Consider the following 25198-nt stretch of genomic DNA (forward strand, 5'->3'; position numbering starts at 1 on the left):
GTCCTCACCGCCGCTGGAACACTTCACCCCGTGATGACCGTCGACCTCGAGACCCTGCGTCTCTTCCTGCACGTCCTGGCCGCCACCATCTGGGTCGGCGGCCAGATCACCCTGGCGGCCCTCGTGCCCGCGCTGCGCGCAGCCGGCACCGACGTCCCCAAGGCCGCCGCCAACGCCTTCAACCGGATCGCGTGGCCGGCGTTCGGCGTCCTGGTCGTGACCGGTGTGTGGAACGTGATCGCCGAGGGCGACCGCGGCGACGCCTACCAGCACACGCTGTCGCTGAAGTACGCCCTCGTGCTCGTCTCCGGCGTCACCGCCTACCTCCACGCCAAGGCCGCGTCGAAGCGGGCGATGGCGATCTTCGGTGCGCTCACCGGCCTGAGCGCGCTCGCGACCCTCTTCGTCGGGATCGTGCTCGCCGGCTGATCAGAGCAGGCGCCGGTAGCCGACGTTCGTCGCGATCACCCGGCAGCCGAGCCGCTCGTTCACCGCGATCATGTGGTGGTTGTCGGTGGCGTTCCAGGTGTCGGCGGCGGCGACCTCCGGCCGCTCCGCGGCCAGCCAGCGCAGCATCTCGCACTTCATCAGCAGGCCGAGCCGGTGCCCGCGGTGCGCGCGCACCACGGTCGTGTCCTCCTGGAAGGCCACGGTCGGGACGAACTCGTCCACGCACAGCAGCGACATCCCGGCCCACTCGCCGGTCTCGCTGTGCCGGGCCAGGACGCGGTGCGTCGTCTGGTGGCGGCGTGCCATCGAGGCGTCGTAGGCGCGGACCCGGTCGGGGTCCCAGGCGTCCGGCTCCCTGCCGTCGTCGGCCGGCGCGTCGTTGATCGCCTCGTGCAGCGCCACCAGGTCCGGCACCATCGCCTCGTCGGCCGGCCCCGCCACGCGCACCAGCTCGTAGCCGGACGCCACGGCCGCGGCCTCGCCGTACAAGCGGTCCCAGCGGGTCGGGTCCTCGTGCAGGTCGAGCCGACGTACGGCGTACTGGTGCTGGCCCTGGGTGCCGAAGCCGCGGGCGCCGAGGAACCCGATGCCGTCGGTGCCCAGCCAGGCCCCGGTGGTGAGCTGCGTGCGGTCGCGCTCACCCGCGAAGGCGGTCATCTGCTCGAGCAGCGCGGTGCCGACGCCGGCCCGCCGGTGCGCGGGCGACACGATCGCCCGCAGCCGCGCCAGGTCGCGGTTGTCGAGGAAGGGCAGCTCGACCAGGCCCCAGCCGACCGGTTCCTCGGGCGGGCCCACGACCCAGACGGCGTCGACGGGCCGGCCGTCGTTGCCGTGCTGCAGGGAGAACATCCGCGACGGACCCGACTGGACCGGGAGCTCCAGACCCGCGTGCTCGTGCGAGGCGCGGTCGACGGCGACCAGCCGATCGGCGAGGTCGAGGTCGACGTCGAGCGGGTCGATGCGGGTGATGTCCACGGCCGGAGTCTCGCGTCTCGAACAGCCCCGCACCAACTCGTTTCGGCGGGGGCTACAGTGAACGGGTCATGATGCGTCAGCTGCTCCTCCTTCGCTGCCGCAGCGAGGTCTAGCACCGCCGGACCCCCTCGCTGCGGAGTGTTGCTGTGCGACCGGCGCCCACCAGCCACCAGCCGAGGACACCATGACCCTGCTCTCCCAGAAGCCCAGCGGGATGCCCGTCTCCCGCTACCGCGCGTTCCCGCCGATCGACCTGCCGGACCGCACCTGGCCCACGCGCACCATCACCGAGGCGCCGCGCTGGCTCTCGACCGACCTGCGCGACGGCAACCAGGCGCTCATCGACCCGATGAGCCCGGCCCGCAAGCTGAAGATGTTCGAGCTCCTGGTCCGGATGGGCTACAAGGAGATCGAGGTCGGCTTCCCGTCGGCCTCCGAGACCGACTTCTCCTTCGTCCGCCAGCTCATCGAGCAGGACAAGATCCCCGACGACGTCACGATCTCGGTGCTGACCCAGGCCCGTGAGGACCTGATCGAGCGCAGCGTGCAGTCGCTGATCGGGGTCCCGCGCGCCAACATCCACCTCTACAACGCCTTGGCGCCGCTGTTCCGCCGCGTGGTCTTCCACGCCGGCAAGGACGAGATCAAGGACATCGCCACCCGCGGCACCGAGCTGGTCATGAAGCACGGCGAGAACCACCTCGACATGACGGTGATCGGCTACGAGTACAGCCCGGAGATCTTCACCTCCACCGAGCTGCCGTTCAGCCTCGAGGTGTGCGAGGCCGTCTCCGACGTGTGGCAGCCCGAGGACGGCCGCGAGATCATCCTCAACCTGCCCGCGACCGTCGAGTCGGCGACGCCCAACGTCTACGCCGACCAGATCGAGTGGTTCTCCCGCCAGCTGACCCGGCGCGAGAACACCGTGATCTCGCTGCACCCGCACAACGACCGCGGCACCGCCGTCGCCGCGACCGAGCTGGCCATGATGGCCGGCGCCGACCGCGTGGAGGGCTGCCTGTTCGGCCACGGGGAGCGCACCGGCAACGTCTGCCTGGTGACGCTGGGCATGAACCTCTTCAGCCAGGGCGTCGACCCGATGATCGACTTCTCCGACATCGACGAGATCCGCCGGACGGTGGAGTACTGCACGCAGCTCCCGGTCCACCCGCGGCACCCGTACGCCGGCGACCTCGTCTACACGGCGTTCTCCGGGTCCCACCAGGACGCGATCAAGAAGGGCCTGGAGGACCTCGACCGGCAGGCCGCCGACCAGGGCGTGCCCGTCGGCGAGCTGCCGTGGGAGGCGCCGTACCTCCCCATCGACCCGAAGGACGTCGGCCGCACCTACGAGGCCGTCATCCGCGTCAACAGCCAGTCCGGCAAGGGCGGCGTGGCCTACATCCTCAAGGCCGAGCACAAGCTGGACCTGCCGCGGCGCGCGCAGATCGAGTTCAGCCGGGTCGTCCAGGAGCGCACCGACCTCGACGGCGGCGAGATGTCGCCCGAGGAGATCTGGTCGGTCTTCTCCAGCGAGTACCTCGACCGCGAGACCCCGCTCAAGCTCGACTCGGTGCACACGAGCTCGGCGGCGGGGGAGAAGGACGCGCTCACCACCAACGTGTACGTCGACGGCGAGCTCACCACCCTCGAGGGCACCGGCAACGGCCCGATCGCGGCGTTCGTCAACGCCATCAACGAGCTGCCGAACAACTTCGACGTGCGGGTCCTCGACTACGCCGAGCACGCGCTGTCGGCGGGCGGCGACGCGATCGCGGCGGCGTACGTCGAGTGCCTCGTCGGCGACCAGGTGTTCTGGGGCGTGGGGCTGGACGCCAACATCGTCACGGCCTCGCTCAAGGCGGTCATCAGCGCGGTCAACCGTGCCTGAGCAGTTCCTGCCCGACCCCGTGATGCCCCGTCCCGCGCGCTCGATGAAGGAGCGGATGCTGGCCGGCGAGCCCTACCTGGCCTCGGACGACGAGCTCGGCGAGCTGGGGCTGCGCGCCCAGGACCTCGCCGACGACTACAACGCGACGCGCTCGAGGGACGGCTCCGAGCGGCGCCGTCTCCTCGGGGAGCTGCTCGGCTCGGTGGGCGAGGGTGTGGAGATCCGGCCGCCGTTCCGGGTCGACTACGGCTTCAACATCCGCATCGGCGCGCGGACGTTCGCCAACTGGGGCCTCGTCGCGGCCGACGTCGCCGCGATCACCATCGGTGAGGACGTCCAGATCGGCCCGAACGTCCAGCTGCTCACGCCGACCCATCCCGTCGAACCCGAGCCGCGCCGCCAGAAGTGGGAGGCCGCCCGGCCGATCACCATCGGCGACAACGTCTGGCTCGGCGGGGGCGTGATCGTGCTGCCCGGCGTCACCATCGGCGAGAACACCGTCGTCGGAGCCGGCTCGGTCGTCGTCCGGGACCTGCCGGCGAACGTCGTCGCCGTCGGCAACCCGGCGTCGGTGATCCGCACGATCTGAGTGGTTACCGACTCGTAACCAACCGGGTCGCGGGCTCGTTGTGGGTGCGGTCACACACCCACCCCGCACGCCAGGAGCCCCCGCATGCGCCGTACGGCCCGCACCACCGTCGCAGGCCTCGCCCTCGCCGCGACCGCCCTGGCCGCCTTCGCGCCCGGGGCGATGACCACCGCCAACGCCGCCGACGGGGCGAGCGACCCCTACGGCCAGCTCTGGAACATCCTGCCGCCGGGCTCCAACGGCACGGCCACGGCGCCCGACCTGCTCGCGCTGGGCGGCTCGACGACCGCGACGCCCACGACGCCGAAGAACTTCGCCGACCAGCTCGAGATGTACGACGGCCTGACCAAGGTCGAGCCCAGCAAGATCACCAGCGACGACATCAACCGGCTCTACAAGCCCGAGGGCTTCACCCCCGAGTCGGTCGTCAGCACCGAGACGCCGAAGCCGGGCGTGACCATCCGGCGCGATGCGTTCGGGGTGCCGTTCGTCGACGGGACGACGTACGACGACGTCGAGTTCGGCGCCGGCTACGCCGCGACCCAGGACCGGATGTTCCTCATGGACGCCCTGCGGCACACGGGCCAGGCCCGGCTCGCGGAGTTCGCCGGCAACACCCCCGGCAACGTCGCGATGGACGAGGCGCAGCTCCGCTCGGCCTACTACACGCCGGAGGAGGCCGCGGCCCAGATCGACAAGGCGGCGGCCCGGGCCGACGAGCTCGGCGCCGACGGGGCCCAGCTGGCCGGCGGTGTCGACGCGTTCATCGCCGGCATCAACCAGGCCCAGTCCGACATGTGCCCGATCATCACGGCGCCCACCTGCCCGGTCGAGTACGCCGCGCTGCAGAAGCAGCCGGAGGACTGGACCCGCGCCGACGTCGTGTACGTCGCCAGCCTGGTCGGCGGCATCTTCGGCAAGGGCGGCGGCCACGAGGTGCAGAACGCCGCGTGGCTGCAGCAGCTGACCGCGAAGTTCGGCGACAAGGCGGGGCGCAAGGTCTACAACGACCTGCGGGAGAAGAACGACCCCGAGGCGCCGACCACCTCCGACATCTACACCCCCTACGAGCGCGGTGGGATCGACCCGACCCGGCCGGGCGTCGCGATGCCCGACCCGGGCGCGAAGACCGCCCCCGGCACCGGCCTTCCCGACGGCGCGGCGGCTGCCGCCAAGGCCCCGTCGCCCCAGATGGACCTGCCGGGCATGACCATCAAGCTCGAGCACCACGGCATGAGCAACGCGATCCTCGTGACCGGTGAGCACTCCGCGACCGGCAAGCCGCTGGCGGTGATGGGCCCGCAGACCGGCTACTTCGCGCCGCAGCTCCTCACCGAGGAGGTGCTCAACGGCCCCGGCATCCAGGCCCGCGGCGTCGCCTTCGCCGGCACCAACCTCTTCGTCCAGCTCGGTCGCGGCGTCGACTACGCGTGGTCGGCCACGAGCGCCAGCGGCGACAACGTCGACACCGTCGTGGAGAAGCTCTGCAACACCGACGGCACTGCTGCGACGGTCGACTCGACGGCCTACCTCGTCGGCGACACCTGCACCCCGATGCAGCAGGACACCCACTCCGAGACCACGACGCCCAACGCCAGCGCCCCGGCGCCGCCGCAGACCTACGACTTCCAGGTCCTGCGCACGGTGCACGGCATCGTCCAGCTTCGCACCGAGGTCCAGGGCCAGCCGGTCGCGATCGTGCTGCAGCGCTCGACCTACGGCCACGAGGTCGACTCGGTGCTCGGCTTCGCCCAGTTCAACGACCCGGGCTTCGTGCACGACGCGGACAGCTTCCAGCAGGCGGCCAGCCACATCGACTACACGTTCAACTGGTTCTACGCCGACGACCGGGACATCTCCTACTACAGCTCCGGCCTGCTGCCGGTCCGCTCGCACCAGGTCGACTCCGACCTCCCGCACTGGGCCGGGCCTGCGTACGACTGGCAGGGCTGGCTCTCCTTCGACGGCCACGCCCACCAGACCGACCCCGACCGCGGCTACCTCGTCAGCTGGAACAACAAGCCGGCGCCCGGCTTCGGCGGCGCCGACGACACGTGGAGCTACGGCCCGGTCTACCGCTCGCTGGCCCTCGAGAAGCGGCTGCAGCACCAGATCGCCGGCGGCCCGGTCACCATCGAGCAGATGGTGGGCGTCATGTCGGGCGCGGCCACGGCCGACTCGCGCGCGGCGTACACGCTGCCCCTGATCCTCAAGGTCATCGGCGACGACCCCAAGACCCGCGACGCCGTCGCGCTGCTCAAGCAGTGGGTGCGCTCCGGCGCCCAGCGCGTGGACCGCGACCGCGACGGCGCCTACGCCCAGCAGGCGGCCATCGCGCTCTTCGACGACTGGTGGCAGCACAACAGCCAGTCGGTCGCGTACGACGTCCTCCGCGGCCGGCTCGGCAACGAGCTCGTCCACGCGCTGCCGCAGGGCCTCGACGACCACCCGCGCCAAGGCATCGGCTCCTCGTTCAACGGCGTCGCCTGGTACGGCTACGTCAACAAGGACCTGCGGGCCGTCCTCGGCAAGCACGTCGAGCGGCCCTACCGGTTCGGCTACTGCGGCGGCGGCAAGCTGTCGAAGTGCCAGCGGATCCTGCGGGCCTCGCTGCGGGCCGAGGTGGCGCGGATGCTCGAGGTCCAGGGCGTGAAGAAGGTCTCCGAGCTGACCTACGACAAGACGCAGGACGACATCCGCAGCAACACCGCGGGCGTCGTGGGCGTGCGGCCGATCGACTGGCAGAACCGGCCGACCTTCCAGCAGGTCGTCACGTTCACGGGGCACCGGCCGCGCTGAGCCGCTTCAGCGGGAGGAGCACGGTGAACGTCGTGCCCTCCAGGTGGGCGGACTCGACCGCGATCCGGCCGCCGTGGGCGGCGACGATGGCGGCGACGATCGACAGGCCGAGGCCCGTGCCCTGGATGGCACGGGCCTGGGCGGTCGAGGACCGGAAGAACTTCTGGAACAGGCCGGCCTGCTCGTCGGCCGGGATGCCGATGCCGGTGTCGGCGACCACCACGCACGCGTCCTCGCCGCGCACCTCGAGGGAGCAGGTGACCGACCCGCCGTCCTCGGTGAACTTCACGGCGTTGCTCAGGAGGTTCAGCAGCACCCGCTCCAGCTGGGCGCGGTCGCCCAGCACCACGATCGGAGCCGGCGGCTGCCGGAAGCTGACCGACAGGTCGCGGTCCTTGAGCAGCGGCAGGATCGCCTTCTCGGTGGGGTCCAGGATCGAGGCGAGGTCGAGCGTCTCGCTCTCCCACAGCTGGGTGGGGGAGTCGAGGCCGCTGAGCAGCAGCAGGTCGTTGCAGATCACGATCAACCGCTGGCCGTTGCGGGCGATCGTCTCCAGCAGCGGCAGCTGCTCGGGCTGCGGGTCGACGATCGAGCCGTCGCTGAGCATCTCGGTGTAGCCGACGATCGAGGTCACCGGCGTGCGCAGCTCGTGGCTGACGGTGGAGACGAAGTCGTTCTTGGCCTCGTCGAGCTGGCGCAGCCGCTCCACGGCCGTGCGCTCCTTCTCGAGGGCGGCCTGCATCATCTCCTGGTTGTGCCGCTGCTCGGTCACGTCGCGGCCCACGCACAGGAAGCCGACCTGGGCGGCAAAGGCGTCGGCGGCGACGCTCAGGGTCATGGAGACGGTGTGCTGGCGCCCGTCGTGGGAGACCCAGGTCCAGTCGCGCGGCTCGGTCTCGCCGTCGGAGCCGAGCGCACCGGCGAGCGCCTCGAACGCCGTCTCCGGGGAGCGGGCGCCGGTGCGGCTGATGAGCTCACCGGGCTCGAGCAGCCGGGTGAACGGCTCGCCGACCATCTCGGCGGCCTCGTAGCCGAGGAGGTTCTCCGCACCGGAGTTGAAGACCGTGATCCGTCCACGGGTGTCGATGCCGATCATCGCGGTGGTGATGGCCGCCTGGAGCAGGTGGGCGTTGAGGCCGGCCGTCGCGCGCTCGGCGGTCACGTCGATGCCGGTCATCACGGCGTACATCGGCAGGTCCTGGTCGTCCCGCACGATGTTGTTGTTCCACACGATCCGCAGCTTCTCGCCCCTGCTGTTGCGGGCGTCCGCCTCGCGGGAGACCGGGACGCCGGAGCGGTTGGGCCACATGAAGAGCGCCTCGACGTCGGCGGCCTGCGACGGTGCGATCGAGGTCTCCCAGACGGGACGCCCGATCAGCTGCTCCTCGGAGTAGCCGGTCAGCTCGGTCGTGGCCGCGTTGACGCGCACGATCGTCCCGCCGAGGTCGGTGACCAGGATGATGCAGTTGGTGGTGTCCAGGGTGGCGCTGGTCAGCTTCTCGGCCGCCTCCAGCTGCCGGCGGGCGTCGTACTCGCGGGTGACGTCCTGGAGCTGCGCGGCGAAGAGCGGCTCGGGCTCGCGCGCGAGCAGGGAGAGCACGACGTTGACGCGCGCGTCGGCGCGGCCGGTCAGGCCTGCCTGGCCCTTCCAACCGTCGAGGTGACCGGCCGTCATCCGGGCGGTGACGAGGTCCAGCGGCTCGGCGGTGTCGAGCAGCGCGTCCAGCGAGGCGCCGTTGAGGGAGCCCTCGCCGGAGGCGTCGAGCAGGGTCGCGGCGGTGTCGTTGTGGTCGATGATCTCCAGCCGGGTGCCGTGGCCGCGCATCAGCAGCATGCCCACGAGCGACTCGGTGAAGTTGCGGCGGAAGACCAGCTCGCTGGCACTCACCTGGTCGAGCAGCTTGCGCCGCTGGGCCACCGCGATGGCCAGGGGCAGGGACATCAGGGCGGCGCAGAGCAGGTAGCCCTGGGTCAGGGCGCCGGCGGCGGCGACGGTGATCCGGCCGTCGGCGTAGCTGCCGCCGAAGGGACCGAAGTCGCGGGCGGTGAGGAAGGTCGTGAGCGCGCTGAAGCCGGCCAGCTCCCAGGCGACGTGGCGTACGTCGAAGCGGAGCGCCGCCCACACCAGGAACGGCAGCGGGATGAAGGTCAGCGACAGCGCCTGGCTGGGCGCGAAGACCAGCACCGTGACGACGGCGAGGGCGAAGGCCTGGATCGCCATCTCCAGCGGCCGGCGCCGGGCCACGGCCTGGCCGACCGACATCGCGATCGGGACCAGGACGAGGGTCGAGGCGGCGTGCGAGGCGAAGACCGAGCGCCAGGTCGTGACGAGGTCGCCGTCGTCGAGGGCCAGCACGGTGAGCGTGGCGCCGGTGGCGATCGTCGCGCCGCCGATCAGGGCGGCCTCGATCAGCTTGATGAAGTCGTCCTGGGTCTCCAGGCGTGGCGCGCCGGTCCGGCCGCGGCACAGGAAGCAGCCGGCGGCCAGGGCCTCGGCGGCGTTGGACAGGCCGAAGAGCGCGGAGACGTCGAGGTCACGACCGCCGGTGACGTTGGCCAGGCCGCTGAAGACCACCACGCCGGCGGCCAGCGCGGGCCACCAGCTGCGGGGGTAGAGCACGATCAGGGCGACCGCGATGCCGGCCGCCGGCCACCAGGCAGCGACGGGGTCGCGGTGCGGAGCGAACGCCACGGCGCTGACCCCCGCGAAGTAGATGCCGACGAGCATCGAGAGGGCGACCACCCAGCCGGGGTTCGATCGGCTCGTGGGCATCATGCGTCACAGTTTTCCGTACGACGCGGGCTCGCGGCGACTCAACCCGCCCGTGGGGCCTCCGGATCAGCCCCGATCAGTCGGGGACGCCCAGGATGCAGGCGGTGCCACGCCGGGCGAAGCCCAGCCGCTCGTAGACGCTGGTCGCCTCGTCCGATCCTGCCGACATGAACGTCGTCGTCACGCCCGCGGCCCGGCAGGCCGCGACCAGGGCGGCTGTCGTGGCCGCGCCGAGGCCCTGCCGGCGGGCCCGGCCGAGCACCGCGATCCCCATCAGCTCGGCGATGTGGCCGCGGGGCGAGGCGGACCCGCCGCCCGCCACGGCCCCGGAGGCGTCGTACGCGCCGACCATGACGAGCAGGCCGTCGCGGATCAGCTCCGGCCGCTTCCCGACGTCCTGGGCGGCGGCGTCGTCCCGCTCGCCGAAGCCCGCGCTGACCGCCCCGACCACGAGCGGCAGGTCGGGGTCGTCCGGCCCGAGCACGCGCGTCCGCCCCGACTCGTCGGCCAGCGACGTGCCGTCGGGGAGCACCAGCAGCGGGCACAGCTCCAGCTCGTGCGGGGTGGTGACGGCCTCGCGGACCGCCGGCAGCAGCGAGGGGGTGACCTCGTCGACCCACTCGACGGCGCGGGGGCCGCCGAGCTCGGCTTGTCGGGCCAGCACCCGTCGTACGTCGTCGGCGGTCACGTCGTCCTCCAACCCCAGCCGCGGCCGTGCGTAGAACTGCCAGCCGGTGCCCGGCCCCGCCAGGAAGAGCGTGAACGGGCCGACCTCCTCGGTGGTCCCGACCGGCCGGGGGACGGCGTCGTAGTAGGCCTCGATGGCCAGCAGGTCCGCGGGCGGCGTGCTCATGGTGGACAGGCTCCCAGTCGGCGGCCCGGCCAGCCACTAGATTGCTGGCCATGCTGGTCTCCGAGCGCATTGGGCAGTTCTTCGTCGAGAGCGACTACGGGCGCGACCGGCTCGAGTACACCGAGTACGGCTCCGGCGACGCGTGGGTCGTGCTCCTCCACGGCCAGCTGATGCCGCGCCGCATGCACCAGCCGCTGGCCCGCGCCCTGGCCGCCGAGGGTCTGCACGTCGTCACCCTCGACCTGCTCGGCCACGGCCGCTCCGACCGGCCCGCCGACCCGCTCGTCTACTCCATGACCGACTGGGCCGAGCAGGTCGTCGCGCTGCTCGACCACCTCGGCGCACCCCAGGCCGTCGTCGGCGGCACCTCGCTGGGCGCGAACGTCTCCCTCGAGGTGGCCGTGCTCGCCCCCGACCGCGTGCGCGGCCTGATCGTGGAGATGCCGGTCCTCAACAACGCCGTCGAGGCCGGGATCCTGGCGTTCGCGCCACTGATGTTCGCGGCGCGGTTCCTGCCGTTCACGGTGACCGCGCTGCGGCTGCTCACCCGCCCCGTCCCGCGCGGGTTCGTGCCGTTCTGGGCGGGCATCGCCCTCGACACCCTCGACCAGCGCCCCGGGTCGGTGGCCGCGGTCGTGCACGGGATCTTCTTCGGCCGGGTCGCACCCTCCTCGCGGCAGCGGCGCGCCATCCAGGCTCCCGCCCTCGTCGTCGGCCACCCCGCCGACCCGATCCACCCCGCCGCCGACGCGGCGATGCTGGCCGGGGAGATGCCGCGGGCGACCTTCGTCCGGGCTCGCAGCATCCTGGAGTGGCGCGTCGCGCCCGAGCGGCTCAACCGGGCCGCGGCCGAGTTCGCCCTCGGCTGCTGGAAGTCCCCGCGCCGGGCCCGCCGGGTCGGCGGCTGAACCAACCCGTCGAGGGGGAGAATGGGCAGGTGCCCCTCTACCGCGACGAGGCGATCGTCCTGCGCACCCACAAGCTGGGTGAGGCGGACCGGATCGTCACGCTGCTGACCCGCCACCACGGGCGGATCCGTGCCGTCGCGAAGGGCGTGCGGCGTACGACCTCGAAGTTCGGCTCGCGCCTCGAGCCCTTCACCCACGTCGACCTGCAGCTCGCCGAGGGCCGCACCCTCGACATCATCACCCAGGCCGAGACGCTCACGCCGTTCTCCGCCGGGCTCGGTGCCGACTACGACCGCTACACGTCGGGCACCGTCATGCTCGAGACCGCCGACCGGCTCGTCCCGGAGGAGAAGGAGCCCAACCTGCAGCAGTTCCTGCTGCTCGTGGGCGGGCTGCGGGCGATGGCCTCCGGCGAACGCCGCCCCGGCCAGGTCCTCGACTCCTACCTGCTCCGGTCGCTCGCCGTCGCCGGTTATGCGCCGTCCTTCGAGGCCTGCGCCCGCTGCGGCCTCGAGGGGCCGCACCGCTGGTTCAACCCATCGATGGGCGGCGTGCTCTGCGCGACCTGCCGGATCCCCGGCTCGGCCAGCCCCGCCCCCGACACGATCACCGTCCTCGGCGCGCTGCTCGCCGGCGACTGGCCGGTCGTCGAGGCCGCCGACGCGCGGACGCTCAAGGAGGCCAGCACGCTGGTGTCGGCGTACCTCCACTGGCACCTCGAGCGGGCGCTGCGGTCGATCCAGTACGTCGAGCGCTGACCCGTCGAGTCGGCGCAACTGCCGCTGGTGACTGGCGCCCGCGCGCGTGGCCGACCGTCTCCCGGCGTCAAGGACCCTCGCTTCGCTCGGTCCGCTGCGCGGCGGCCTTCGGCCGTCCTTGACTCCGGGACCCGGACGGGTCGGCCCAGCGGCGCGCTTGTCGGCACGGGCTTCGCCCGCGCCGCCCGCATGCGCGGGCGCCTTGGCGGCGGGAGCGGTGAGCTGTCAACCCTTTCCCTGCCCGGTTCGGTTCATGGCTCACCGTCGGGTCGGCCGGGCGGTGGGTGGTGATCCGTTTCCAGGTCGGGTTCGGTTCATGGGTCACCGCTGGGGCCGTTTCGGGGGTGCGCCTGGGGCGGGGCGGCGGCGGAGCGCAGCGGAGCCCCGCCCTGACCGCCGCCTGAAGCCGATCGCGCGAGGCTCGGGGTCAAGGACGCCGAAGGCGCCGCGCAGCGGGCGAAGCTCCTTGACGCCGAGGCGCGATCGGCTACGCGGCGCACCCCACCAGCGGCCCCCACTACGCTCGGACGCGTGAAGCGACAGGTCCGCCAGCCCACCCCGCACCCGTCGGGGGCGACCCCTCCCGACGTCCCGAAGGACCTCGTGCCGCGGCACGTCGCGGTCGTGATGGACGGCAACGGGCGGTGGGCGAAGGAGCGGGGGCTGCCGCGGACGAAGGGGCACGAGCAGGGGGAGAGCTCGCTGTTCGACGTGGTCGAGGGTGCGATCGAGATCGGCGTGAAGGCCGTCTCGGCCTACGCGTTCTCGACGGAGAACTGGTCGCGGTCCCCGGACGAGGTGAAGTTCCTGATGGGCTTCAACCGCGACGTGATCCGTCGCCGGCGCGACGAGATGCACGAGCTGGGCGTCCGGGTGCGCTGGGCGGGGCGGGCGCCGCGCCTGTGGAAGTCGGTGATCAAGGAGCTCCAGGTCGCCGAGGAGCTCACCCGGGACAACGACGTGCTGACGCTGACCATGTGCGTCAACTACGGCGGCCGCGCGGAGCTGGCGGACACGGCGAGGGCGATCGCGCGGGAGGTGGCCGCGGGGCGGCTCAACCCGGAGAAGGTCGACGAGAAGGTCTTCGCCAAGCACCTCTACGTCCCCGAGCAGTCCGACGCCGACATGGTCTGGCGCACCTCGGGGGAGCAGCGGCTCTCCAACTTCATGCTCTGGCAGGCCGCCTACAGCGAGTTCGTCTACTCCGACGTGCTGTGGCCCGACGTCGACCGGCGGCACCTGTGGGCCGCGATCGAGACCTACGCACGACGCGACCGGCGGTACGGCGGCGCCCAACCCAACGCCGTCCCCGATCCCGTCAGGCCTGTCTGACCCCAAAATCCACTCCCGGAGCCCCGGGATCTGCGAGGCTTCGTGCGTTCGTGGGTTGGCACTCGGGGGAGGAGCCACATGCGGGGATTCGACGTGCGGGGACGCGGTGCCGATACGGCGCGCCTGCTCGGCTTCGGCGACCAGCCCGACCCGCGGATCCTCCAGGCCGTCTTCGCCGTCCTGTTCTCGCTCGACCTGGGGCTGCGGCGGCTCAACGGGTCGCTGCCGGACCTCGCCGGGTGGCCGACCGCGGCCATCGTCGCCGGCACGGTCGCGTGCGTCCTCGCCGCCGGCGTCGCGTGGGGGCCGGCCGCGCCGGTCGTGACGGCGCTGGTGCCGGTGCTCGACCTCGCCGCGCTCGGCATGGCCCGGATGAACCCCGAGGCGAGCGGGGCCGGCATCCTCGCGGTGGTCCCGGCCCTGTGGCTGGGTCGCTCCTACGGGCGGCGCGGCGCGCTGGTCACCTTCATCGGCTCGACCCTGCTGGTGTCCCTGCCCGCCGTCCTCTACGCCGGGATCGACGGGATCGGGCTGACGCGGAGCCTGGCCATCCCGCTGGTCGCCACGTGGGCGTCGCTGGCCGTGGCCTCGGGCCGCGAGCGGATCCGGACCGGCCGCGCCGAGGTCGACCGGGCCCTGGGCACCATCGAGCACCAGCGCCGGGTGGCCGAGGCGATCCTCGACACCGTCGACGTCGGGCTGGTGCTGCTGGACCGCGACGGCTCCTACCAGTCGATGAACAAGCAGCACGCCGACTTCATGCAGCTCGCGTTCCCGGGCGGGCACGCCGGCCGGGCCGGGCAGGTCGGCTCGGTCTACCACCCGGACGGCACGCCCGTGGTCACCGAGGAGATGCCGTCCTACCGCGCGAGCCACGGCGAGGAGTTCGACGACTGCCGCATCTGGTGCGGCGACGACCCGCTGACCCGCCGGGCCCTGTCCGTCTCGGCGCGGTCGGTCCGCGACGAGGCGGGCAACTTCGCCGGGGCGGCGCTGGCCTACAAGGACGTCACCGACTTCATGCGCGCCCTGAGCGTCAAGGACGAGTTCGTCGCCTCGGTCTCCCACGAGCTCCGCACACCGCTCACCTCGATCAGCGGCTACGTCGACCTGCTCCTGGACCGCGACGACCTGCCGTCGGAGGCGGTGCGCCACCTCGAGGTGGTGGACCGCAACGGCGACCGGCTGCGGCGGCTGGTCGCCGACCTGCTGCACACCGCGCAGGTCGACGACGGGCCCCTCCAGGTGGTGCGTACGACGACCGACCTGGCCCGGATCGTCCGCGATGCTGTCCAGGCGGCGACCCCGGTGGCCGCTGCGTCGGACATCGTCATCAAGCTCGAGGCGCCGGAGTCCCTCGAGCTCGTCGTCGACGCCCAGCGGATGGCCCAGGTGGTCGACAACCTGGTCTCCAACGCGATCAAGTACACGACCCGGGGAGGCGAGGTGCGGGTCCGGCTCGAGGTCGACGCCGACCGGGTCGAGCTCTGCGTGACCGACACCGGCATCGGCATCGACGCGGGGGACCGCGACCGGCTCTTCACCCGCTTCTTCCGGTCCCGGGAGGCGGCGGAGCGCTCGATCCAGGGCGTCGGGCTCGGGCTGTCGATCACCAAGGACATCGTCGAGAGCCACGGCGGCCGGATCGAGGTCGACAGCGAGGTCGGCCGCGGCTCGGAGTTCCGGGTGCGGATCCCGGTCGGCTGACCGGCCGCGGCCGCCCTACGTGCAGTCGGGGCAGGTCCCGAAGATCTCCAGGGTGTGGCTGACCGCGGCGTACCCGTGCTCCGAGGCGATCGCGCTGGTCCACCGCTCGACGGCCGGACCCTCGACCTCGACGGTCGACCCGCACGAGCGGCAGACCAGGTGGTGGTGGTGCGTGTCCGAGCAGCGCCGGTAGATCGCCTCGCCGTCCTCGCTGCGCAGCATGTCCACCTCGCCCGCCTCGGCGAGCCGCTGCAGGGTCCGGTAGACCGTGGCCAGGCCGACGTTGTCACCGCGCCGGCCGAGCAGGTCGTGGATCTCCTGGGCGGAGCGGAAGTCGTCGAAGGAGGCCATCGCCTCGGCCACCGCGATCCGCTGCCGGGTGGGGCGCAGACCGCCCTTCTCGGAGCCCTTGTCAGTGCTCGTCATAGTGCTTCCCGTGGGGTGCGTGACGGTGCCCGTCGTGGACGTAGTCGACGTGGTCGCCGTGCCGGACGGCCACGTGGCCGCAGTCGGGGCCGTGCTCGTGCGGGTGGGTGTCGCAGGCGATCTCGTGCTCGTCGGGCCCGATCGCGGGGAAGGGCGCCCGGAGCCGCTGCCGCGACCTGAGGAAGACACCCAGCGGCCAGGCGAGGGAGAAGCCGGCCAGCGCCAGCAGGACGATCGTCGGGCCGGGCGCCACCCGGGCGTGGAACGAGGCGAACGCCGAGATCACCAGGCCGCCGAGCGAGGCGACCACGCCGAGCCCCATGGCGGTGCCGAGCGTCGAGCGGAAGGACCGCGTCACCTGCTGGGCGGTCGCCACCGGGACCACCATCAGCGCGGAGACCAGCAGCAGGCCGACGGTGCGCATCGCCACGGTCACGCTGACCGCTGCGAGCACGGCGACCAGCACGTTGTACGCACGGACCCGCAGCCCGGCGACCTTCGCGAACTCCTGGTCCTGGGAGACCGCGAACAGCTGCGGGGCCAGCCCCACGCAGATGAGTACGACGACCGCGGCCAGCGCGATCGTGACCCACACGTCGGTCGCGGAGATGGTGGTGATCGAGCCGAAGAGGTACTCCTGCAGCCGGGTCGCGCTCTGCCCGGCGAGCCCGGTCAGCAGCACGCCGCCGGCCAGGCCGCCGTAGAACAGCAGCGCGAGGGCGACGTCGCCGTTGGTGTGGCCGCGCTCGCGGATCACCTCGATGACCACCGCGCCCAGCGCGGCGACCGCGACGGCCGTCCAGGTCGGTGACGTGCCCGTCAGCAGGCCCAGCGCGACGCCGGTGACCGCCACGTGGCCCAGGCCGTCGCCCATCAGGGCGAGCCGGCGCTGCACGAGGTAGGTGCCGACCGCGGGAGCGGCCAGGCCGGTGAAGAAGGCGGCGAGGAGCGCCCGCTGCATGAACTCGAGGGTGAAGAGCTCCATCAGGCGTGGCCTCCGTCCAGGGGGGAGCCGACGTGCGGCACGTGGTCGTGGCGGGAGGGCGACCCGTGGTGGTGGGTGTGGCCCTCGCCGAAGTCGCCGTGCACCTCGTGGTCGGCGAGCGGCGCGCCGTCGTACGCGATCCGGCCGTCGCGCATCACGATGGCGCGGTCGACCAGGGGCGCCAGCGGGCCGAGCTCGTGGGCGACCAGCACGATCGTCGCGCCGCGTCCCTTGAGCACGCCCAGGGCGTCGGCGAGGGCGATCTGGTTGGGCAGGTCGACGCCGGCCGTCGGCTCGTCGAGGAAGAACAGGTCGGGGGCGCCGGCCAGGGCCCGGGCGATCAGGACGCGCTGCTGCTGGCCGCCCGAGAGGTGCGCGACCCCGTCGCGGGCCCGGTCGGACAGCCCGACGACGGCGAGCGCCTCGTCGATGGCGGCCCGGTCGGCCCGGGAGAGCGGGCGCAGCAGCCGGCGGCGGGTGAGGCGGCCGCTCGCGACGACCTCCCACACCGAGGCGGGCACGCCGGACGTGGCGCCGGTGCGCTGCGGGACGAAGCCGACCCGCTGCCAGTCGTGGAAGTCCTCGAGGGACGTGCCGAAGAGGGAGAGCTCGCCGGTGGTCAGCGGTCGCAGCCCGGTCAGCGCCCGCACGAGGGTGGACTTGCCGGAGCCGTTGGCGCCCATCAGGGCGACGAACTCGCCCTCGCTCACGGTCAGGTCGATGCCGCGCAGCACCGGGCGCCCACCGATGGCGACGGCGCCGTCGGTCAACGTGATGGGAAGGGTGGTCATCGGCATCCGTTCGCCTGTTCGAGGGAGGTGAGGTTCTCGCGCATCAGCGAGAGGTAGTCCTGGCCGGACGTCGCGTCGCTGAGCCCCTCGATCGGGTCGAGGACCTCCGAGGCGATGCCGAGGTCGTGGGCCAGCGTGTCGGCGCTCTTGGTCGAGACCAGCCGCTCGGAGAACACGGTGGTGATCCCGTCGGAGCGGATCAGGTCCTGCAGCCGGCTCAGGTCGGCGGGCGTCGGCTCGGCCTCGGGGGAGAGGCCAAGGATCGGCTGTACGTCGATCCCGAACCGGCCGAGGTAGCCGAACGCGTCGTGCGTGACGACCACCGTGTGCCGCGCACAGTGCGCCAGGCCCGTCGCGTAGTCGGTGGCCAGCCGGTCCAGGTCGCTGCGGAACGCGGCGGCGTTGGCGCGGTAGATCTTCGTGTGCGCCGGGTCCGCCGCGACCAGCTGGTCGGCGACCGCGTCGGTCACGTCGGCGAAGCGGGCCGGGTCCTGCCAGAAGTGCGGGTCCATGGTCTGCGGGTCGTCCGCGAAGGGGGCGAGCCGGGCGGCGCCGGACACGTCGAGCACCCGGTGCTCGGCGTTCTGCTCGACGCTGCTGTCGACCGCCGGCTGGAAGCCCTTCTCGTAGACCACGACGTCCGCCTCGGCGATCGAGACGGTCTCCTTGATGGTCAGCTCGAGGTCGTGCGGCTCGGCGCCGGGCTGGGTCAGGTTGGTGACGTCGACGAGGTCGCCGCCGATCCGCTCGGCGACGTAGGCGAGCGGGTAGAACCCGGCCGCGACCCGGACCCGGCCGTCGTCCTTCGCCAGGGGCGTGCAGCCGCTCGTCGCCGCCACCAGGGAGAGGGCGAGGAGGGCCGGCACGATGCGCATGAGAATCATTCTCAGTGTGGTTGAGAATGGTTGTCAACTCTGCTGGCGGCGTACCCTCCCGCCATGCTGGTCGTGAACAGGTTCCGGGTGCAGGACGACGACGCCGACGCCTTCCGCGAGGCGCTCGAGACCGCCCGCGCCACCCTCGCCGGCTGCCGCGGCTACGTCGACGGCACGGTCGGCCGCAACCTCGACGACCCGTCGCTGTGGGCCCTGGTCACGACCTGGGAGCACGTGGGCGCCTACCGCCGCGCGCTGTCGACGTACGACGTGAAGCTGCATGCCGTGCCCCTGCTGAGCCGGGCGATCGACGAGCCCAGCGCCTACGAGCCGGTCGTTCCCGGAGCCGACCTCAATACCCACGAGACACGGTCGTTAGGCTGATCGCTCCACCACTTCCGGACCGGCAGCCAGCCGGCCAGCGAACAGGAGCACCCCGTGGCCAAGGCCCCCGCAACCACCGTCGACAACGTCGTCTCCCTCTGCAAGCGCCGGGGTTTCGTCTACCCGTGCGGTGAGATCTACGGCGGCACCCGGTCGGCGTGGGACTACGGCCCGCTGGGCGTGGCGCTGAAGGACAACATCAAGCGCCAGTGGTGGAAGTCCATGGTGCAGATGCGCGACGACATGGCCGGCCTGGACTCCAGCATCATCCTGCCCACGAAGACGTGGGAGGCGAGCGGCCACGTCGACACGTTCTCCGACCCGCTGACCGAGTGCCAGTCCTGCCACAAGCGCTTCCGCGCCGACCACCTGCAGGAGGCCTACGCGGAGAAGAAGGGCATCGACAACCCCGACGACGTCCCGCTCAGCGACATCGCCTGCAGCAACTGCGGCACCCGCGGCGCCTGGACCGAGCCGCGCCAGTTCTCCGGCATGCTCAAGACCTACCTCGGCGTCACCGAGGACGAGTCGGGCCTGCACTACCTGCGCCCCGAGACCGCGCAGGGCATCTTCCTCAACTTCGCCAACGTGGTGACCTCGAGCCGGATGAAGCCGCCCTTCGGCATCGCCCAGATCGGCAAGAGCTTCCGCAACGAGATCACGCCCGGCAACTTCATCTTCCGCACCCGCGAGTTCGAGCAGATGGAGATGGAGTTCTTCGTCAAGCCGGGTGAGGACGAGGAGTGGCACCAGTACTGGATCGACGAGCGCACCCGCTGGTACGTCGACCTCGGCATCGACCCCGACAACCTGCGCCACTTCGAGCACCCGCAGGAGAAGCTCAGCCACTACTCCAAGCGGACCGTCGACATCGAGTACCGCTTCAAGTTCGCCGGCTCGGAGTGGGGCGAGCTCGAGGGCATCGCCAACCGCACCGACTTCGACCTCACGACCCACGCCAAGCACTCGGGCCAGGATCTGTCCTACTTCGACCAGGCCAACAACGAGCGCTACACGCCGTACGTCATCGAGCCGGCAGCGGGCCTCTCGCGCAGCCTGATGACGTTCCTGGTCGACGCCTACACCGAGGACGAGGCGCCCAACACCAAGGGCGGCGTCGACAAGCGCACCGTGCTCAAGCTCGACCCGCGCCTCGCGCCGGTCAAGGTCGCCGTGCTGCCGCTGAGCCGCAACGCCGACCTGTCGCCGAAGGCCAAGGCCCTCGCGTCGGAGCTGCGCGCCAACTGGAACGTCGACTTCGACGACTCGGGTGCGATCGGCCGCCGCTACCGCCGCCAGGACGAGATCGGCACGCCCTACTGCGTGACGGTCGACTTCGACACCCTCGAGGACGACGCGGTGACCATCCGTGAGCGGGACTCGATGCAGCAGGAGCGGGTGGGCCTCGACGGCATCACCCGCTGGTTCGCCGAGCGTTTCGTCGGCTGCTGAGCGAGGGCCTCGTGCACACTCACTCCATGAAGCGTCTGCTCGTCACCACGGTCGTGGCTGCCCTCGCACTCTCGGGGTGCAGCAACGACTCGAAGGACACCTCGTCCGACGGTCCGGGCGGCTTGGGGACGTCCTCCTCGAGCACCTCGGCGTCGCCGTACCTCCCGGTGCCGGACGGCGTCGAGCTGACCGCCCAGGGCAGCGAGCTGGGGGTCGGTGACTCGGCGGTCGTGGCCTACGACCTGCCCAAGAACCAGGTCGGCGCGCTCGACATCACGGTGACCCGCCTGGAGAAGACGACGTTCAAGCAGTCCTTCCAGGGCTGGCGGCTGGATGCTGCGACGAAGAAGACCAACCCCTACTTCGTGAGGGTCACCGTCAAGAACGTCGGCGACACCGACCTCAGCGGCCAGCCCGTCCCGCTCTACATCGTCGACGGCACCAACACCCTGATCCCGGCCACGACGTTCAAGAGCACGTTCGCGCCCTGCCCGAGCACGCCGTTCCCGACGAAGTTCAAGAGCGGCGCCAAGACCGACGCCTGCCTGGTCTACCTCGCGCCCGACCACGGCGACCTGACCGCGGTGGAGTTCCGGCCGACCGAGCAGTTCAACCCGATCACTTGGACCGGCGACCTCAAGGAGCCCAGAGCGGCCAAGAAGGCGGACGCCAAGAAGTCCGGAGACCGCAAGGGATGACCTCGTGGCGGGTGGGTCCCGTGGTCGCCGTCCTGGCGGCGCTGCTGTGCGCCCAGCCGTCCCTCGCCCCTGCCGCGTACGCCGGACCCGGCAGTCTGTCGCGGGGTGAGGACGCGCACCTGACCTGGGTCCAGCGGCTGCCCCAGCCGCGTGGCGCCGCCCTGCTGCACCACGCCCGCGGCGACGAGGCCCGGCTCGGTGTCCCGCGCAACCCGGCGTACCGCCTGACCCTCGTCGGCGCGACCTACCTCGGCTGGGTCGTCGCCCAGGAGCGCCAGACGGGCACCCGCCTCTACGCGGTGCAGGGGCGACGGGTCCAGGAGGTGCTGCGGGTCGCGTGGCACGAGACACCCGACCAGTTCCTGACCGGCGGCAACACCAGGATCGTGCGGTGGTCCGCCGACTCGTCCGGGGTGACTCTCAAGCTGTACGACGCGTACGGCACGCGCCTGCTGACCCACACCTACCCGGGCGAGACCGGGCAGCTCCTGCGGTACGACGGCGCCGGCGTGAGGTTCGCGCTGTCCGACCGCACGTGTCTGTGGCGCACCGCGGAGGACTCCGTCACCTGCGTGGACGGCGCGGCCGCGACCGTGCGACCCAAGCCCGACGTGGCGATGATGCGCACGGCCGACGGCAGCTACGGGCCCACCTCGCTCGACGACCCCGGCACGCCCGCCTGGACCGCCGATGTCGCTCCACGTGCCGTCTCGCCCGCCGGGACCTGGGTCGCGGTGGTGGCCCACACCGCCACGACCGCCTCCGAGGACCTCCAGGTGCGCCGCATCGCCGATGGCGAGATCGTCCGCACCCGCGCACTGACCCACCAGACCGGCGACGAGGTCTGGTGGGAGGACGACAGCCACCTCGTCTACACCACGGGTGTCGACGGCAAGGGCTACGTCCTGGTGCGCTGCGACGTCACGTCGGGCCACTGCGAGCGCGCCAGCGGCTACGTGCGGGAGTACGCCTTCTCGGTGCTCGGCACCGTCCGGCACTACTGAACCGATTTGGGGTGCCCGCCGGGCATCTCGGACAATGGGCGGGTGACCGCCCTGCCCACGTCCCTGACCCTCGGGTCGCTGCGCGTCGAGACCCCCGTGGTGCTCGCGCCGATGGCGGGCATCACCAACGCGGCCTACCGGCGCCTGTGCGCCGAGCAGGGGGCCGGGCTCTACGTCTGCGAGATGATCACCTCCCGCGGCCTGGTCGAGCGCGACCAGCACACCCAGGACATGCTCGTCTTCGACGAGCTCGAGACGACCCGGTCGGTGCAGCTCTACGGGACCGACCCGGTCTACGTCGGCAAGGCCGCCGAGATCCTCTGCGCCGAGTACGGCGTCGCGCACATCGACCTCAACTTCGGCTGCCCGGTCCCCAAGGTGACCCGCAAGGGCGGCGGGGGAGCCCTGCCGTGGAAGCGCGGGCTGCTCGCCGAGATCCTCGAGGCCGCGGTCGCCGCCGCCACGCCGTACGACGTGCCGGTGACGATGAAGACCCGCAAGGGCATCGACGACGACCACCTGACCTACCTCGACGCCGGGCGGATCGCGCAGGAGTCGGGCGTCGCGGCGATCGCGCTGCACGGCCGCACGGTCTCGCAGGCCTACTCCGGGCAGGCCGACTGGGACGCGATCGGGGCCCTGGTCGAGCACGTCGACATCCCCGTCCTCGGCAACGGCGACATCTGGGAGGCTGCCGACGCCATCCGGATGGTCGAGCACACCGGCGCCGCGGGCGTCGTCGTCGGCCGCGGCTGCCTGGGCCGGCCGTGGATCTTCCGCGACCTCGCGGCGGCCTTCTCCGGCGAGCAGGTCGCGACCCTGCCGACCCTCGGCGAGGTCACCGCGATGATGCGCCGGCACGCCGAGCTGCTGTGCCAGCACATGGGGGAGGAGCGCGGCTGCAAGGAGTTCCGCAAGCACGTCTCGTGGTACCTCAAGGGCTTCGCCGCCGGCGGCGAGATGCGCCGCTCGCTGGGCCTGGTCGACAGCCTCGCGGACCTCGACCGGATGCTCGCCGACCTCGACCCGACCGAGCGGTTCCCGGTCGCCGAGCTCGGTACCCCGCGGGGCCGCCAGGGCTCGCCGCGGGCCCGGGTCGTGCTGCCCGAGGGCTGGCTCGACGACACCGACGGGAGCGGCTCCCACCTGCAGGAAGAGGCCTCGGAGACCACCGGAGGGTGAGCGGAGACACGCCAGAAATGTGATCGGGGATTTGCCGATCGGGCGAAGGCGTGTGCTTCACTCGACGTTCGTTGCCTGTTCGTTACCTCGAATTCCGGCAGCCCACACTCTCGGATGCCCCCCTGCCCCCCAGCAAAGGATCAGCGCTGTGGCCAACAGCCACAAGCGGGACACCGATGCCCGCCTCACCCCCCGCCGGACCCCCAAGGCCGTCCTCGTGGCCGGCCCGCTCGCCTTCCTGGCGACGGCCTCCGCCGTCACCCTCGGCGTCCTCGCCAGCGACCCCGGGACCCGCGACATCATCGCCTCGCGCGACGCCACGACCAACCTGTCGATGACGCGTGAGCCCGTGGTCTCGCGGTCGGACTCGCGTCGCGCCGCGCGCACCTCGGCCGAGTACCTCATGAACCTCCAGGACGCCTACGACGCGCGCAAGACGCGCGAGGCGATCCGGCACGCCCACACCCGCCTGTGGACCACGACGCTCCTCAACATCTGGAGCGGCCCGGAGGCGGACGCGAAGCAGCTCGGCGAGCTCGACGCCGCCAAGAAGGTGCTCGTCACCGGTCGCGCGGCCCAGGGTCGCCAGGAGATCGTGCTGGACGGCAAGGCCCGCTGGGTCACCGCCGGCTACCTCGCCGACGAGAAGCCCGCGCCGGCCGCGGCCGCCGGTCTGTCGTCGGCGCCCTGCCCCGACTCCAGCGTCGAGGACGGCCTGACCTCCGGCGCCGTCCAGGTCTACCGCTCGGTCTGCCACGCCTTCCCGCAGGTCACGACGTACCTCGGCTGGGACGCCCACGGCGAGCACTCGTCGGGCAAGGCCATCGACATCATGACCAGCGACAAGGCCCTGGGCGACCAGATCGCGGCGTACCTCCAGGCCCACGCCTCCGAGCTCGGGCTGTACGACGTCATCTGGTGGGACCAGATCTGGACGCCGGAGCGTGCGAGCGAGGGCTGGCGCTACTACGGCGACCACGGGTCGGCGACCGCCAACCACATGGACCACGTGCACGTCTCGGTCCTCTGACGCCTCACCCCTGCGGTGCCGTCGGTGGGTCGCAGTAGGGTCGCCAGCGATGGATTCCCTGGACCTCTACGACCGCTCGGCGCGTGAACGCCTCGTCGACGAGCCGCCCAAGCGCGTCGACGCCCCCGAGCGCACCCCCTTCGAGCGGGACCGCGCCCGGGTGGTGCACGCCGCGGCGTCGCGGCGCCTGGCCGCCAAGACCCAGGTCGTGGGGCCGCAGAGCGACGACTTCGTGCGCAACCGGCTCACCCACAGCCTCGAGGTCGCCCAGGTCGCCCGCGACCTGTCGCGGGCGCTGGGCTGCCACCCCGACATCGCCGAGACGGCCGCGCTCGCGCACGACCTGGGCCACCCGCCCTTCGGCCACAACGGCGAGCGGGTGCTGGCCGAGCTGAGCGAGGCGTGCGGCGGGTTCGAGGGCAACGCCCAGACCCTGCGGCTGCTGACCCGGCTCGAGGCCAAGACCTTCGACGGTGACGGCCGCACGGTCGGGCTCAACCTCACCCGGGCGACCCTCGACGCCTGCACGAAATACCCGTGGCCCCGCGCCCACGCCGACGAGCCGCAGGGCGTGCACGCCGACGGCTCGCCGCGGGTGGTCCGCAAGTTCGGCGTCTACGACGACGACAAGCCGGTCTTCGACTGGCTGCGCACCGGCGTGGAGGGCTCCCGTCGCTGCTTCGAGGCCCAGGTGATGGACCTCGCCGACGACGTCGCCTACTCCGTCCACGACATCGAGGACGGCGTGGTCGCCGAGCGGATCGACCTGACCACCCTCGACCGGGCTGCCGTGTGGCAGACGGTCCGCGACTGGTACCTCCCCGGCGCCGGTGACGACGCCCTCGACGACGCCCTCGACGGGATGTGGCAGATGGGGTCGTGGCCGAGGTCGCCGTACGACGGCAGCCGGCGGAGCCAGGCCGCCCTGAAGAACCTCACCAGCGACCTGATCGGGCGCTTCTGCGGATCGGCCCAGGCGGCGACGTTCGCGGCGGCCGAGGGCCCGTTCGCCCGCTACCGCGCCGACGTCGTCGTTCCGGAGCAGGCGCGGCTGGAGATGGCGGTGCTCAAGGGCATCGCCGCCCACTACGTCATGCGGGCCGACGACCGGGTGAGTGCCATGTCGCGCCAGCGCGAGCTGATGGTCGAGCTGGTCGCGCTGCTGGCCCACCGTGGGCCCGAGGCGCTGGAGCGGCCCTTCGCCGACGACTGGCACGCCGCCGGCGACGACTGCGCGCGGCTGCGGGTCGTGATCGACCAGGTCGCCTCGCTCACCGACGCCAGTGCGGTCGCGTGGCACACCCGCCTCCGCAAGCCGTCATAGTCCAGCGTTAGA

The 25198-nt window shown here is 72.0% G+C and carries 22 protein-coding genes; 15 read left to right on the plus strand and 7 right to left on the minus strand.

Annotated elements, in window-relative coordinates; all coding sequences use genetic code 11:
- Window positions 1-30: 30 nt before the first annotated feature.
- Window positions 31-429, plus strand: coding sequence for a hypothetical protein (locus FB382_RS05400; protein WP_182537443.1), 399 nt, complete (start codon window positions 31-33; stop codon window positions 427-429).
- Here the strand turns inward: FB382_RS05400 and FB382_RS05405 are convergent, their stop codons facing one another.
- Window positions 430-1425, minus strand: coding sequence for a GNAT family N-acetyltransferase (locus FB382_RS05405; RefSeq protein WP_182537444.1), 996 nt, complete (start codon window positions 1423-1425; stop codon window positions 430-432).
- Between the two features lie 184 nt (window positions 1426-1609).
- Here FB382_RS05405 and leuA point away from each other — a divergent pair, with 184 nt between their 5' ends.
- From leuA to FB382_RS05420, 3 genes are all read left to right on the plus strand, one after another.
- On the plus strand, window positions 1610-3316 hold the full coding sequence (gene leuA / locus FB382_RS05410) for a 2-isopropylmalate synthase (protein WP_182537445.1): 1707 nt from the start codon (window positions 1610-1612) through the stop codon (window positions 3314-3316).
- Entirely contained in the window at window positions 3309-3905 is a 597-nt protein-coding gene (locus tag FB382_RS05415; protein WP_343055495.1) for a sugar O-acetyltransferase, read from the plus strand. The genes leuA and FB382_RS05415 overlap by 8 nt, the downstream gene beginning before the upstream one ends.
- An 84-nt stretch (window positions 3906-3989) precedes the next feature.
- Window positions 3990-6704 carry a penicillin acylase family protein gene (locus FB382_RS05420; RefSeq protein WP_182537446.1) on the plus strand — a complete coding sequence of 905 codons (2715 nt, stop codon included), beginning with the start codon at window positions 3990-3992 and terminating at the stop codon, window positions 6702-6704.
- Here the strand turns inward: FB382_RS05420 and FB382_RS05425 are convergent.
- Window positions 6682-9480, minus strand: a complete 2799-nt coding sequence (locus tag FB382_RS05425; RefSeq protein ID WP_182537447.1) for an ATP-binding protein — start codon at window positions 9478-9480, stop codon at window positions 6682-6684. The two genes, FB382_RS05420 and FB382_RS05425, sit on opposite strands and share 23 nt — an antisense overlap.
- Window positions 9481-9553: 73 nt before the next feature.
- Complete coding sequence (locus FB382_RS05430) at window positions 9554-10330, minus strand: GNAT family N-acetyltransferase (RefSeq protein WP_182537448.1); 777 nt, start codon at window positions 10328-10330, stop codon at window positions 9554-9556.
- 50 nt (window positions 10331-10380) lie between these two features.
- Here FB382_RS05430 and FB382_RS05435 point away from each other — a divergent pair, with 50 nt between their 5' ends.
- The 4 genes from FB382_RS05435 to FB382_RS05450 all read left to right on the plus strand — a co-directional run bounded on the left by FB382_RS05435 (window position 10381) and on the right by FB382_RS05450 (window position 15035).
- Window positions 10381-11238: an alpha/beta fold hydrolase gene (locus FB382_RS05435; protein ID WP_125035480.1), complete on the plus strand. Its 858-nt coding sequence runs from the start codon at window positions 10381-10383 to the stop codon at window positions 11236-11238.
- Window positions 11239-11267: 29 nt separating this feature from the next.
- The gene (gene recO, locus FB382_RS05440) at window positions 11268-11996 is read left to right on the plus strand and encodes a DNA repair protein RecO (protein WP_182537449.1); all 729 of its coding nucleotides are present in this window, start codon (window positions 11268-11270) and stop codon (window positions 11994-11996) included.
- Window positions 11997-12527: 531 nt separating this feature from the next.
- Window positions 12528-13328, plus strand: a complete 801-nt coding sequence (locus FB382_RS05445) for an isoprenyl transferase (protein ID WP_182537450.1) — start codon at window positions 12528-12530, stop codon at window positions 13326-13328.
- A gap of 78 nt (window positions 13329-13406) precedes the next feature.
- Window positions 13407-15035, plus strand: coding sequence for a sensor histidine kinase (locus FB382_RS05450; RefSeq protein WP_182537451.1), 1629 nt, complete (start codon window positions 13407-13409; stop codon window positions 15033-15035).
- A 15-nt stretch (window positions 15036-15050) separates the two neighbouring features.
- Here FB382_RS05450 and FB382_RS05455 read toward each other — a convergent pair whose 3' ends face one another.
- Genes FB382_RS05455 through FB382_RS05470 form a run of 4 tightly spaced genes read right to left on the minus strand, consistent with a single transcriptional unit; the run spans window position 15051 to window position 18112 of the window.
- Window positions 15051-15461: a Fur family transcriptional regulator gene (locus FB382_RS05455; RefSeq protein ID WP_182537452.1), complete on the minus strand. Its 411-nt coding sequence runs from the start codon at window positions 15459-15461 to the stop codon at window positions 15051-15053.
- On the minus strand, window positions 15448-16446 hold the full coding sequence (locus FB382_RS05460) for a metal ABC transporter permease (RefSeq protein WP_182537453.1): 999 nt from the start codon (window positions 16444-16446) through the stop codon (window positions 15448-15450). The genes FB382_RS05455 and FB382_RS05460 overlap by 14 nt, the downstream gene beginning before the upstream one ends.
- Window positions 16446-17237 carry a metal ABC transporter ATP-binding protein gene (locus FB382_RS05465; RefSeq protein ID WP_182537454.1) on the minus strand — a complete coding sequence of 264 codons (792 nt, stop codon included), beginning with the start codon at window positions 17235-17237 and terminating at the stop codon, window positions 16446-16448. Before FB382_RS05465 ends, FB382_RS05460 begins: the two co-directional genes overlap by 1 nt.
- The gene (locus tag FB382_RS05470) at window positions 17234-18112 is read right to left on the minus strand and encodes a metal ABC transporter substrate-binding protein (protein WP_220481268.1); all 879 of its coding nucleotides are present in this window, start codon (window positions 18110-18112) and stop codon (window positions 17234-17236) included. The genes FB382_RS05465 and FB382_RS05470 overlap by 4 nt, the downstream gene beginning before the upstream one ends.
- A 63-nt stretch (window positions 18113-18175) precedes the next feature.
- On the opposite strand from FB382_RS05470, the gene FB382_RS05475 reads away from it, so the two are divergent.
- The 7 genes from FB382_RS05475 to FB382_RS05505 all read left to right on the plus strand — a co-directional run bounded on the left by FB382_RS05475 (window position 18176) and on the right by FB382_RS05505 (window position 25186).
- Window positions 18176-18496 (plus strand): antibiotic biosynthesis monooxygenase family protein, encoded by a 321-nt coding sequence (locus FB382_RS05475; RefSeq protein ID WP_182537457.1) that lies wholly within the window; start codon window positions 18176-18178, stop codon window positions 18494-18496.
- 54 nt (window positions 18497-18550) lie between these two features.
- A complete protein-coding gene (locus FB382_RS05480; RefSeq protein WP_182537458.1) occupies window positions 18551-19948 on the plus strand; it encodes a glycine--tRNA ligase in 1398 nt (465 codons plus the stop codon).
- A gap of 26 nt (window positions 19949-19974) precedes the next feature.
- Window positions 19975-20646: a hypothetical protein gene (locus FB382_RS05485; RefSeq protein ID WP_182537459.1), complete on the plus strand. Its 672-nt coding sequence runs from the start codon at window positions 19975-19977 to the stop codon at window positions 20644-20646.
- A gap of 20 nt (window positions 20647-20666) precedes the next feature.
- The gene (locus FB382_RS05490) at window positions 20667-21650 is read left to right on the plus strand and encodes a hypothetical protein (protein ID WP_182537460.1); all 984 of its coding nucleotides are present in this window, start codon (window positions 20667-20669) and stop codon (window positions 21648-21650) included.
- A gap of 42 nt (window positions 21651-21692) precedes the next feature.
- Complete coding sequence (gene dusB, locus FB382_RS05495; RefSeq protein WP_125035491.1) at window positions 21693-22832, plus strand: tRNA dihydrouridine synthase DusB; 1140 nt, start codon at window positions 21693-21695, stop codon at window positions 22830-22832.
- A gap of 148 nt (window positions 22833-22980) precedes the next feature.
- Window positions 22981-23862, plus strand: coding sequence for a VldE C-terminal domain-containing protein (locus tag FB382_RS05500; RefSeq protein WP_182537461.1), 882 nt, complete (start codon window positions 22981-22983; stop codon window positions 23860-23862).
- 49 nt (window positions 23863-23911) lie between these two features.
- Window positions 23912-25186 carry a deoxyguanosinetriphosphate triphosphohydrolase gene (locus FB382_RS05505; RefSeq protein ID WP_182537462.1) on the plus strand — a complete coding sequence of 425 codons (1275 nt, stop codon included), beginning with the start codon at window positions 23912-23914 and terminating at the stop codon, window positions 25184-25186.
- Window positions 25187-25198: the final 12 nt, after the last annotated feature.

Origin of the sequence: Nocardioides ginsengisegetis (assembly GCF_014138045.1) — a bacterium.
In the GTDB taxonomy this organism is placed as follows: domain Bacteria; phylum Actinomycetota; class Actinomycetes; order Propionibacteriales; family Nocardioidaceae; genus Nocardioides; species Nocardioides ginsengisegetis.